We start from the raw sequence: 12,625 nt of genomic DNA on the forward strand, positions 1-12,625 counted from the left end.
TAAGGAATAGGTACCGGTATCTGCAAAATTAGACAAAACAAGCAGCCGAATCTTGAACTTTTTAGGTACAAAGTTGGATGTTATCGGCCGGAGAGCGAAGTACAATCGAGGAAGTGGAACCCTTCTTTCGGGGGGCGCCATCTTTTTTGAAGCATTTGGAAACCGGTTTCATGAAACCGTTTTCTTTGTCCCGCAGGAAGCTGGCGGAAACTTAGAGGAGGAGAAAAGTGTATGAGAATGCGGCTCTCGATGTTGTCGATGCACGGCAAGAATCATCACATAATAAGGGGGAAAGCAAAATGAGGAAATTCATGTTTAAGAAAAGCGCGGCAGTGCTGCTTAGCGTCGTATGCTGCCTCGCCCCGTTCGGAAGTTTTTCATCCGCTGTGGAAGCGGACAAGAGTGTCGCGTATGACGCGGTTGTGACCATTGACACGTCGAAAAAATTTCAGACGATCGATAACTTCGGCGCATCCGACGCCTGGTCGATGGACCCGATCGGCAAGAATTGGACAGAGGAAAATAAATCGCGCGTCGCGGATCTTCTATTTTCCAGGGATAAGGGAATCGGGCTGTCCGCTTGGCGCTTTAACATCGGTGCCGGCTCCACGGAAACGGATCAAACGATTATAACGAATCCCTGGCGGCGGTCGGAAGCGTTCAAATCCACTGAGGATGGCGCTTACGATTGGGGCAAACAGGCAGGGCAGCAATGGTTTCTGAAAGCGGCCAAGGAACGCGGAGTAGGCACGCTGATCGGTTTTGTAAACAGTCCGCCGGTATGGATGACCAAGAATGGGCACGCCCAGCCGGATTCGACCGTAGGGTCCACGAATTTAAAGGCTGGGTACGAAGATGAATTCGCCTCTTACCTGGTTGACGTCGTGGAGCATTTCAAGAAGGAAGGTCTCGAGCTGGCCGATATCAGTCCGATTAACGAACCGACCTGGGACTGGAACAAGGCCGGACAGGAAGGGAACCGCTATAACAACGACGATATGAAACGGGTAATTCTCGAGCTGTACCGGCAGCTGCAAGCCAAAGGGCTTGGGACTTCGATCAGTGCGCCGGAGGGCGTCGAAATCACCGCGCTGCTGGACGATGACGTCTATAAGACGTTCGCGAATAGAGAGCAGTATACAGGCGGGTCGAACAATCTGGGGCTCGGCAAATACCGAGAATATATCAAGGATTTCCTGGGCGACCCGGAGCTTAAGGCGGCTATCGGCAATACCATCGCATCGCATTCCTACTGGTCCGATTACAGCAGTCCGGGCGATGACCGCCTCGGTCAGCTGAGGGATCTGCTCAGTGAGAATTTGAAGAGATATGACGAGAATGCCAAATATTGGATGACTGAATATTGCATACTCGGATCCTATGGACCGGGCCGCGACCTTGGCATCGATCCTGCCCTCTATGTCGCCAGAACGATTCATTTCGACTTGACCCGGGCCAATGCGGCGGCATGGCAGTGGTGGACGGCAGTTTCCAAGGAAGATTATAAGGATGGCTTGATTTATACCGATTACAACAACCCGGGCGACGAGCAGAACATACTTACTTCGAAATTGCTCTGGGCGCTTGGCAACTACAGCAAATTCATTCGTCCCGGAGCCGAGCGCATCGCTTTGACGGGGCTGGATGAACAAGCGCGGAGCGGACTGTTCGGTTCTGCTTATGAGCATGACGGAGAGAAGACCGTCACGGCTGTTTTCGTGAACGACAGCCAAGAGGCTAAACACGTTAAACTGGCTTTGAACGGAGTCGACAAGCATGAATCCGTCTTTGTTATGAAACCGTATACAACGTCGGCAGACCGGGATCTTGCCAGAGGGGAAGACGTGCCGGTTCAAGCGGACGGTACGTTCGAAACAATCATTCCCGCCCGTTCTATCGTGACGCTGAACGGAGATATCGTTAAAGCGGACAAGAAGCCTGACGCTCCGGAGATCGTGAGTGTCAAGCCTCTTAATAAAGGTCTGAAGGTCGAATTCAACGCTCCAAAAGGCGCTTATGAATACAACGTTAGATACGGAGTCAAGAACGACATCCGAGAGCTGAAGCTATCGCATATGTCCGACGATTCGTTCGTCCTTCAGGGACTGAAGAACGGCGAACAATATTTTGTGACTATCAGTGCCAGCAACTCAATAGGCTTCGGCCCGCCGTCGCTGCGCTCATATGGCACGCCGCAGCTGCTGGCGCCGGCCGGTGTAACGGCTGGTGGAACAGATGGAGGCTTTACGGCAGCCTATAATGCGGAGATCGGCGTTCCCTCATATCGCGTTCGTTACGGTGAACAGCCAGGGAACTACGATAAACAGTCGATCAGTGAATTGCCCAGTGGAAAGATCCAAGTCGACGGGCTCGTGAACGGCGTTACCTATTACGGGGTCGTAGAAGCGGTTGACGGTCAAGAAGTGAGCCCGCCTTCGGCTGAATTCCAGGTGAAGCCGGATATACCTGCGCCGGGCAAGCTAATAGCCATTCCGGGCGATCAAAAGGCGCGCATCGTATTTGCCCCGGTAGAAGGCGCTTTCGGTTATTCGGTATCGCTTGTCTCCGGCTCACCTGATAGCAATCCCAAGGAAATCAGCAGCAGCGCACTGGATCTGAACGGCTTAACGAACGGTTCGCCGGTAGTCGTTCGAGTCGCCACTATCGGCAAAGGCGGCAAAGGGACCGGGTATACGGATACGGAAGTGACGCCGGCAGCCGAAGAAGTCCGGTTCGAGGACGAATATAATGAGGCGGACATCCCTCGTTATCAACAGGATGTAAGCAATTGGCTCATTGAGGACGGTTTGCTGAAGCATGTTTCCGGCGGAAACTCTCAAGGGGAGCTTGGAATCAAAGATTTTCAGTTGATCGATGGAACCATTACGACGGTTGCCAAGCATGCAACGCAGGAAGCGGATTGGGGCATCACTTTCCGCGGCAGCAGCTATTCGAAGGGCTACATGTTCGGATTTGAGAACGGGTTATTGTTCATTCGGAAAGACGGGCAGAATTTAGTGCCTCCGGTTCCTTTCACGGCAAAGCTGGGCGAGTATTATAAGCTGGAGGTCCGGCTGAACGGGAAACAGATTCAGGGCTATATCGATGGAAAGCAGATCTTCGACGTGGCGGACACGGTTTATACAAGCGGCCGCGTCGGACTTCACAGCTGGTCCGATGCGCAATTCGCCTACTTGAAGATTGCCCGCAATGCGGCTAACCTTACATCCAAGCCTGAAATTTATCAGGTGAAGGAGGGCGATGGGCAAGTCGCGCTGCACTATAGTGAAGTTGACGGAGCGGATTCTTATGCCATCCGGTATGCAGCAGTTAACGGCGGATCCGCTCCTGTCGAGGTCGCCGCGACTCCGGGTTCCGCGATCGTGACGGGGCTTGAGAATGACAAGACCTATTCGTTCACCGTGGTCGCGCTTCGGGGCACAGGGCAAGCGGAATCGGCTCCGGTGGAAGCGACGCCGAGCGCGGCCGCCGGTCAGGTTGTTTACTACGTTGACGCCGGTGACGGGACGCCTGGCCAATTAGAAGACGGAGAAGTATTCGGAGCGCTACAGTCACAGGAAGAACAGGAATATGGAAGTGACCCTGTAACGGGGATGAAATGGGGTTACCAAGCCGATGACGGGCTCACCTGGGCATACACTTCCCCGGCGGATGCGTACGAATCGATTCGCCAATACGACGGAAACGAGAATGGCAAAGGGCTTGCCTATCGCTTCCAGCTCCCAAGCGGCACGTATAAGGTGACGATCGGTTTCTTTGATCCATGGAAGGCGGGCGACCGGGTGATGAATATCACGATCAATGGAGAGGTGAAATTGGCCAATTACGTGATCGGCTCGAAACGGGAAGCGAAGGTATTCGATAATATTACGGTAACTAACGGAGAGCTCATCGTGAAAGCCGTCAAAGCCGGCGGTTCCAAGCCGATGGTAAGCTGGATCAAGATTGAGAAATGATATAGTTGGCGATGCAACATTAGCAATCCGGAAGAAATCCTCAGAACCGCAATGGGTTATAGTGGAATCGAAGACATCAAATTGCGGTTAAGGAGCGTGACCACGAGATGAAATCACAAGGATCGATGATGAAACTAACGGATCTGTGGATCGGGGAGCTTGCGCAGGAGGCTGCATCAACACGCCGCGTTCTTGAACGCGTTCCGGAGAACAAGCTCGCATGGGCTCCGCACCCCAAGTCAATGACGCTTGGACAGCTTGCTTTGCACGTAGCGGTAATACCCGGGGCGCTCGCTGAATTTCTGAATGATTTGATTCGGGAGGCCCCTTCCTCTCAGCGGGCGCCCGAGCCGGCATCTCTTGCAGAGATTCTCACGGCGTTCGACAGCAGCGTGGAAGCCGCCAAGTTGAAACTTTCCTCTTGGGGAGAGGATGATCTGATGGCCGAATGGAAGATGATCAGTGGTACGGAAACGATTATAGCACTGCCGAGGGTCGGTATGGCTCGTTCGGTTATGTTCAACCACTTGTATCACCATCGCGGCCAGCTCACCGTGTACCTTCGGCTGCTTGACGTTCCCGTTCCTTCCGTCTATGGGCCAAGTGCGGATGAGAATCCATTCGGCTGATCGGCCCGCGTGCTGTTCCGGTTTACAGGGATAAAAAAGGACCTTCAGTTATCCACTTTTACAGCGGATAATGAAGGTTCTTTTCGCTCATTTCAGGCAGACTCCGGGCTATTTCACGCTTGCCTTCCGGATTAACCTGGCCATCATTTCCGAATTCGGATAATGTTCATTTGCGTACCGCCGGATAACCTCTTCCGCATCAAAGGGAACTCTTTCAATCGAAGTGCCGATTCTTCCGCCATTCACCTCAATGATTGCATATGAAGCTTTGCGCAGGCCGTCAAACGGCAGACCGACGCTTCCGGTATTGATAAGGACTTTGCCCTCAATATATCGAATATAGGGCCTATGGATATGCGCATAAATAAACACGTCGGCTTCCGCCGCCGACATGAGCTTCCCCTTCAGGAATTCGTCGCCGGCATCCGGCGGGACAATCTCAAACAAGCTTTCGGGCGTCGCGTGAAATGCGCTGATTGTCACGCCTTCAACGTTAAGATCAAGTGTGGTGGGCAGTCTGTCTAAATAATCGATGTCATGCCGGTCTAGCCGCGATATCGTCCAGCTGCGTTCGAGATTCATCATATCGATAACAGTCTCCGGTACTTCTCCCGGGCTGACCCCGCGTACAACCCATTCATCCGCATTACCCTTTATCGCCTCGGTCTGCAACGAACGAATCCTATCTATGCATTGTTTGGGGTCCGGTCCGCGGTAACAAATGTCACCCAGAACGTAAATACGGTCGACCATTTTCTCCTTGATATCCTCCAGAACTGCCTCAAGGGCGACCGCATTGCCATGAATATCCGAAATAAAAGCCAATTTCATTCTAATTCCCTCCCGCTTTCTGTTCCTGTTGAGTATCGGTATTCGCCGTAAATTTCGCAATTACCTTCTTTTCACCGTTAGACATTATCGGGGGCTGGTTGGCTCTGCTGCTGGAAGTACTTGATAGAAGCCGGCGTATTCATTTTTATTTTCCTTGACCGGCGCAGGCAGGTTCATTATAATGTGAAAAAATAGAATACGAGGCGATAATCAAAGACATGATTCGCATGAACCGGGCTGTCCAGAGAAGGGGTTTCAGCTGCGAGCTCCCCAGCGACCGGATGCGGAATTACCCCTTTGTAGCCGTGACGTTGAACCCGTATGCTTGATGTTTCAAGGCGGCGGTTATAAACGAAACCGGGTCATTCCCGTTACCGGATGCGTCAATGAGGACCTTGCGCGCGCAGCTTCTGTTTATGCTGGATCGCCGCAGGTCGAATGAGGGTGGAACCACGAGCTTGAACGCACTCGTCCCTTTCGGGAGAGATGCGTTTTTTTGCGTTCAAATATTCGGATAAACCAGTGAAAAGGAGGAGACAGCAATGGCTGAAATGCAAGTGCAAGTAAGACTGCCGGATGAGCGGAATCGTGAGGTGCTGCAAGGAACCACTGTCTTGCAGTTGGCGGAATCCATCAGCGGCAGCTTGAAGAAAAGCGCGATAGCCGGCAAAATAAACGGCCGCCCAGTCGATCTGTCGCGGCCGATTGAAACGGACTGCGAGCTTGAGATCATTACGACGGAAAGTATGGACGGACTGGAGATCTACCGGCACAGCACGGCGCATCTCATGGCGCAGGCGATCAAGCGGCTCTATGGCCAAGACCGCGTCAAGCTCGGTATAGGACCGGTCATTGAAGACGGTTTTTACTATGACATCGACCTTGCGAACCCGCTCTCTCCCGATGATCTGAAAGCAATCGAGCAGGAGATGGAACGAATCGTACAGGAGGATCTGACTATCTCCCGGCGGGAAGTGACAAGAGAGGAAGCGCTGCATATATTCGGCAGCCTCGAAGATCCGTTCAAGCTGGAGCTCATCCGGGAGCTGCCTGATGACGCGGTCATATCGATTTACGAGCAGGGTGAGTTCATGGATTTGTGCCGCGGCCCGCATTTGCCGTCAACAGGGCGAATTCGCGCATTCAAGCTGCAGAGCGTTGCCGGCGCATACTGGCGCGGAGATGCGAGGAATAAAGTGCTGCAGCGGATTTACGGGACGGCGTTTCCGAAGAAGGCACAGCTTGCTGAGCATTTGCATTTGCTGGAAGAAGCGAAGAAGCGAGACCACCGCAAGCTGGGCAAAGAGCTTGGACTGTTTATGTTTTCAGAGGAGGCTCCGGGCATGCCGTTCTATTTGCCGAGCGGCATGACGATCCGCAATGAGCTCGAAAACTTCTCGCGCGAGCTGCAGCGCAAGGAAGGCTATGACGAGGTGCGTACGCCGCTTATGATGAACCAGCGGCTGTGGGAGGAGTCCGGACACTGGGATCATTACCACGATAATATGTACTTTACCGAAGTGGACGAAACGAAATTCGCGCTCAAGCCGATGAACTGCCCCGGGCATATGCTGATTTTCAAGAACAGTCTGCACTCTTACCGCGAGCTGCCAATCCGGCTGTCCGAATTCGGTCAAGTGCACCGTCATGAATTCTCGGGGGCATTAAACGGCATGATGCGTGTCCGGACGTTCTGCCAGGATGATGCGCATATATTCGCCCGGCCCGATCAAATCGAGGAGGAAATCGGCCGCGTTATTACGCTGGTCGACCGGTTTTACAAAATTTTTGGCTTTGAGTATCGGATCGAGCTCTCTACGCGTCCGGAAGAATCGATGGGCTCCCCGGAGCTGTGGGACCAAGCGGAGTCTGCGCTGCAGCGCGTAATGGATAAGCGGGGAATTGTGTACCGGATCAACGACGGGGACGGTGCCTTCTACGGACCGAAGATCGATTTTCATATCCTCGATGCGCTCAAACGGAGCTGGCAGTGCGCAACGATTCAACTGGATTTTCAAATGCCGGAGAAGTTCGAACTGACGTATATTGGCGAGGACGGCCAGAAGCATCGTCCGGTCGTCATCCATCGGGCGGTATACGGCTCAATCGACCGTTTTATCGGCATCCTTACCGAGCATTACGGCGGCGCATTTCCGCTCTGGCTTGCGCCGTTTCAGGTGAAGGTGCTGCCGGTATCGGAGCACTTCGCCGCTTATGCGCTGGAAGTGCAGCGGACGCTGGAGGAAGCCGGTATCCGCGCCGAAGTCGACAGCCGCAGCGAGAAGCTGGGCTACAAAATCCGCGAAGCACAGCTGGAGAAGGTGCCGTATATGCTCATACTCGGCGAACAGGAGAAGCTGGCCGGTACCGTGGCGGTGCGCAAGCGCGGAGAAGGTGATCTCGGGGCTTTGGCAATCAGCGAGTTTACTGAGATGCTGCTTGGAGAAATCCGAAGTAAGCAATAAAGCTGCAAGGCGACGGCATGACGCTACGCAGACCGTCAGAACAAATAGAATTGGTGCTTTCCCAAAAGGGTTGAAATTAGAGGCTTATTCTCTTCTTCATCGCACAGCTTTATTTTATTCAAGGGATCGCCATGACAAGCGTTAAAGGTTGATCTCAAAAAATTTCTTATTATTCTCGGCCAAATCGCGGTGAAAGGCAATGAACGTTCGAGGGGGAGAGAAAGTGGTGTGACAATGGCTCTATAATTCCCGGAGCACGGGTTCGGGGGTTCACACAAAGACGCGGCCACCGGAATGGCCGCGTTTCTGTTATATAATAGTTAGTCTCCAACAATTACATCGTCGTCAACACTCCGGCCTTCCAGATAAATTTGAACTTCCTCAAGTGTAGCCCCTTTCGTGGCCATATTGATGACCGTCTGCTCGTCCTCGGTCAGCGCCATTTTTCGGTTAATTTCCGCCATTCAGCACATCCTCCTTAGGATAAGATGATAATATACCTATCGTTACCCGCAGGAAGAAGCCTTTAAGCGGAACTTGGATGAGAAATTTCTCATTTTTGCTCGAAATTAATCAACATATCTTATCCGCGAAATTTGTCGTCATCTGGCATGTCCATAATGCTGATCAAACGCATGCTGGAGTCGCTCCAGCTATCGTTTACGCAGCTCGAAAAATTCGCAGCTTTCTCTTGAATGATAAGCGATATCGCTCACGCTGGACTGAATAACAACAGTATGATCGTCGAAGCGGACGATGAATCCGGCCGTATCGACAATATGATCGTCCCGGAAAACGCGTATACGAAATTGACGCTCCAACGCTTCGTTGAAATCCTGGTCTGTAAGCAATCGGCGGATCTGGGACACGGGTGTTCGCTCCTTTGTAAGGTGGGTAGTCTCATTGTAGCAATTTAGTGATACGATTGAAACATATTGGAGATAATCGCAGCTTTATACGGCGGCCTTACTGTTGAAGCGGCTTTATTATGTTAAAATAAAACGATTTCATCCAATTAAAACCTAAAACATTTACGATGGAGGACGGAGATTACAATGAGCAAGCGGTTTCCGCCAATCAGCCCGAAAGTGCCGCATATGCTGCACGGGGCGGACTATAACCCCGAACAATGGCTTAGCTATCCCGATATTCTGAAGGAGGACCTGCGCCTGATAAAGCTGGCCGGCTGTAATGTAATGTCGGTCGGCATCTTTTCCTGGGTTGCGCTGGAGCCCGAGGAGGGTGTGTTTACCTTTGAATGGATGGACAAGCTTCTGGATTCTTTCGCGGAGAACGGCATATACGCATTTCTGGCCACACCGAGCGGAGCAAGGCCCGCATGGATGTCGGCACAGTACCCCGAGGTACTGCGAGTCGGGGCCAATCGTATTCGGAACCTGCACGGATTCCGGCACAACCACTGCTACTCGTCGCCGGTTTACCGCGAGAAAACCGCCATCATGAACAGTAAATTGGCTGAGCGCTACGCGCATCACCCTGCCGTCATCGGCTGGCATATTTCGAATGAATTCGGCGGCGATTGCCATTGCGGCAATTGTCAGGAAGCATTCCGGGAGTGGCTCAGAGAGAAGTACGGCACGCTGGATAAGCTGAATCATGCATGGTGGGCGACCTTCTGGAGCCACACTTATACATCCTGGGAGCAAATAGAATCCCCTGCTCCGCACGGCGAAACGCAGGTGCATGGCATGAATCTCGATTGGAAGAGGTTCGTGACTGACAAAACGGTAGATTTCTGCAAGCATGAAATCGCGCCGCTGCGGGCGATAAACCCGGATCTGCCGGTAACGGCAAATATGATGGACCTGTTCGAAGGACTCGACTACCGGAAATTCGCGGATGTTCTCGATGTCATTTCCTGGGACGCCTATCCGACATGGCATGACGCGGAGGATGACAGTAAACTGGCGGCATGGTTTTCGTTCAACCATGATATGTTCCGTTCCCTCAAGGGCCGTCCGTTCATGCTGATGGAAAGCACGCCGAGCCTCACTAACTGGCAGGCGGTCAGCAAGCTGAAACGCCCGGGTATGCACAGGCTTTCTTCGCTGCAGGCCGTCGCTCACGGCTCGGACACCGTCCAATATTTTCAATGGCGCAAGAGCCGCGGATCCAGCGAGAAATTCCATGGAGCCGTCGTTGACCATAGCGGTCATGAGCATACGAGGGTATTCCGTGACGTCGCCGAACTCGGTGAGACGCTCGGTCAGCTGACGGATGTAGTGGGTACGGGTGTTGCTTCAGAGGTGGCGATTCTGTTCGATTGGGATAACCGCTGGGCGGTTAAGGATGCCCAGGGACCAAGAAACATGGGCATCAAATATGAAGAAACGGTCATGCAGCATTATAGGGCCTTCTGGCAATTGGGCGTACCGGTTGATGTGATCGGGTCGAGCGGTGATTTCTCCGCTTATAAGCTGATCGTAGCTCCGATGCTTTATATGGTCAGTGAAGATACAGGTGAACGGATTGAGCATTACGTGCAGGATGGCGGCTCGTTCGTCGCGACTTATTGGTCCGGCATTGTAGACGAGAACGATCTGTGCCATTTGGGCGGATTTCCCGGACCGCTGCGTAAAACGCTCGGCATCTGGGCGGAGGAAACCGAAGGACTGTACGACCACGATGTGAACGGTCTGAAGATGCAGGCGGATAATGCGCTTGGGCTGAAGGGAGAGTACGAAATCGGCGAGCTCTGCGAATTGATTCACTCTGAAGGCGCTGAGACGATCGGCGTCTACCGTGATGACTTCTATGCGGGGCGGCCTGCATTGACGATGAACAGACTGGGCAGGGGCAATGCGTACCATCTTGCCGGCCGGGTAATGGAAGACAGCTTCTACGACGCGTTCTATGCGGGTATTGTCAAGGAAGCAGGCATTCGCAAAGCGGTTGAGACCATGCTTCCGCCGGGAGTAACCGCCCAGGTTCGTACAGACGGTGAGAACGATTATGTATTCGTGATGAATTTCAGCGGCAAAGAGCAGTCGATTACGCTTGATGGCCGCGATTATACGGATATGGAGTCGGGACAAACCTTGGAGACGGTACTTTCGCTCCCGGTGAGCGGCGTACGTATTCTGAAGCGGTAGAAACACGGAATAATCCATAATAAGAGGAGAGAAGGCTGCCGTGAACGGCAGCCTTTGAACTTTGTCCACGTGCGGATTTTAAACCAAAGGAGGAGGCTTGGGCAGGCTCAGAACCTTCGCAGCCCACTCAAGAGCGGGTCCGAGCTGCAGCCGTTGAATGTCCCTGAGTCTCGGGAGAGCAGGTATAGGCGGCTTTCCCGTCCGGCTAGCGAAGAATCCGGCTGTGGCCGCCGCTGCCGCCCGCTCGGCGTAAGAGGGGAAGCTCACTCCCTGGTCCGACATTGCCTGTTTATAGACAGGCAGCAGACGTTCGGCAGTCGGGCCGCCTTCTCCTTGAACACTTGGAAAGAAGAATATGACATCAAGTATTAACGGACCTCTGCACGCCAGTGCCCAGTCGAATAGAACGAGCTTATCGTCCCTGAACCGAAGATTGTCCGAACGTATATCGCTGTGAATGAGCCCCCAGGGCTGGTCCATTCGCATCAATTCAGACTCGGCCGCAATCAGAATATCAAACGAATCGTTAAGCCAAGCCTCGGCTTCAGTTCTATCCTCCCCAAACAATCCGAGGAAGCAGTCCGATTCTTCTCGGTTATATCGAATTGTCCGCCAATTGTCGGTGAAGCCTTTCACATTGATTTCGTCGACCTTTCCCGATTCGGGCATACCCCGCAGATGAAATTGTGCAATATCATGAACGGCTTGAACCGCCAGCTTATCTGTCCAGGGAGGTACTGCAGCGGCATCCTTCAAGTCTTCAAGCAATAGGAGGTGCCAACCGTCAGCCATGACAGAGCCGAGATATGATGGGGAAAAGGGACGGATTGCATCGATATTTCGGTATGCCGACTCTTCGACCGGGACAACCCTCCAGTTCACTTCGTTCGAGCCTTTCCCGGCACCCTTCGCAAACACGGTTCGGCCGTCTTCCAGAAAGATGCGGAACGTTGCACTGGGCCCGTATCCCCCAAACACTCGAGTACCTTTGCGGATCGGGGAACCCACTAAGGCTTCGATCTCCCTACGCACCGGGGCCGGCACATCACTCCAAAATGGTTTAGGTTCGCGCAAGCGTCACACCTCCTTCCTGAGAATCGTTATGTACGATTTAAGCCATTCAGTCTGCTAAATTCGGTTTGTATCCCCGTTCCACTCTTTAATCAGTTTTTTAATTTGCTCGCCGGTCAGCCGCTCCTTCACAGCTTTCCTGCACAATTCGGGGAACTCCCGGTCACCTGCAAAACGCAGTCCCGTGATTTGCTTCAAGGTTAAGGACGGATCAAGAAGCTGCCCGGTTAAGACGAAATGTCTAAGCTGCTGTTCGGATCGAATAACCCGGTCCTGCACCTTTAAAGGGTATATCCGAAGTATGAATACGATTAATACAAGAATAATACTCATCAGGAAGCTTAACACGGACAACCAGAGCATTTCCCCTGAATTAAATGAGTTGATAAGCAATATTACGGTTCCAACTAAAACAATAAAGCTCAGCGGCACCAATACGAAATGATAAGGGGGATGAAATCTTCGGTGAGTGCTGAAATTCTGTTCTTGCAAAATAATCACCCTGCTTCCCATTGAAATGTAATACTACGAGTATAAAT

9 protein-coding genes are annotated in these 12,625 nt (G+C 52.5%); 4 read left to right on the forward strand and 5 right to left on the reverse strand.

Features of this window, described 5'->3' with window-relative positions; translation table 11 throughout:
* Positions 1-299: 299 nt before the first annotated feature.
* Complete coding sequence (locus tag KZ483_RS06030) at positions 300-3,977, forward strand: glycoside hydrolase (protein ID WP_220351797.1); 3,678 nt, start codon at positions 300-302, stop codon at positions 3,975-3,977.
* 107 nt (positions 3,978-4,084) lie between these two features.
* Positions 4,085-4,606: a DinB family protein gene (locus KZ483_RS06035; RefSeq protein ID WP_258881553.1), complete on the forward strand. Its 522-nt coding sequence runs from the start codon at positions 4,085-4,087 to the stop codon at positions 4,604-4,606.
* A gap of 108 nt (positions 4,607-4,714) precedes the next feature.
* Here the strand turns inward: KZ483_RS06035 and KZ483_RS06040 are convergent, their stop codons facing one another.
* The gene (locus tag KZ483_RS06040) at positions 4,715-5,437 is read right to left on the reverse strand and encodes a metallophosphoesterase family protein (RefSeq protein WP_220351798.1); all 723 of its coding nucleotides are present in this window, start codon (positions 5,435-5,437) and stop codon (positions 4,715-4,717) included.
* Positions 5,438-5,988: 551 nt separating this feature from the next.
* Between KZ483_RS06040 and thrS the strand changes: the two genes are divergently transcribed.
* Positions 5,989-7,902, forward strand: coding sequence for a threonine--tRNA ligase (gene thrS, locus KZ483_RS06045; RefSeq protein WP_220353287.1), 1,914 nt, complete (start codon positions 5,989-5,991; stop codon positions 7,900-7,902).
* Positions 7,903-8,222: 320 nt separating this feature from the next.
* Here thrS and KZ483_RS06050 read toward each other — a convergent pair whose 3' ends face one another.
* Both KZ483_RS06050 and KZ483_RS06055 read right to left on the reverse strand, forming a co-directional pair.
* On the reverse strand, positions 8,223-8,366 hold the full coding sequence (locus tag KZ483_RS06050) for a hypothetical protein (RefSeq protein WP_220351799.1): 144 nt from the start codon (positions 8,364-8,366) through the stop codon (positions 8,223-8,225).
* A gap of 189 nt (positions 8,367-8,555) precedes the next feature.
* Positions 8,556-8,771 carry a hypothetical protein gene (locus KZ483_RS06055; protein ID WP_220351800.1) on the reverse strand — a complete coding sequence of 72 codons (216 nt, stop codon included), beginning with the start codon at positions 8,769-8,771 and terminating at the stop codon, positions 8,556-8,558.
* Between the two features lie 186 nt (positions 8,772-8,957).
* Here KZ483_RS06055 and KZ483_RS06060 point away from each other — a divergent pair, with 186 nt between their 5' ends.
* The gene (locus tag KZ483_RS06060) at positions 8,958-11,015 is read left to right on the forward strand and encodes a beta-galactosidase (RefSeq protein ID WP_220351801.1); all 2,058 of its coding nucleotides are present in this window, start codon (positions 8,958-8,960) and stop codon (positions 11,013-11,015) included.
* 78 nt (positions 11,016-11,093) lie between these two features.
* Here the strand turns inward: KZ483_RS06060 and KZ483_RS06065 are convergent, their stop codons facing one another.
* Positions 11,094-12,089 carry a phosphotransferase gene (locus KZ483_RS06065; RefSeq protein WP_220351802.1) on the reverse strand — a complete coding sequence of 332 codons (996 nt, stop codon included), beginning with the start codon at positions 12,087-12,089 and terminating at the stop codon, positions 11,094-11,096.
* A 54-nt stretch (positions 12,090-12,143) separates the two neighbouring features.
* Positions 12,144-12,599, reverse strand: coding sequence for a DUF6526 family protein (locus tag KZ483_RS06070; RefSeq protein ID WP_258881554.1), 456 nt, complete (start codon positions 12,597-12,599; stop codon positions 12,144-12,146).
* Positions 12,600-12,625 lie beyond the last annotated feature (26 nt).

The sequence above is a fragment of the Paenibacillus sp. sptzw28 genome (assembly GCF_019550795.1).
GTDB lineage: Bacteria > Bacillota > Bacilli > Paenibacillales > Paenibacillaceae > Paenibacillus_Z.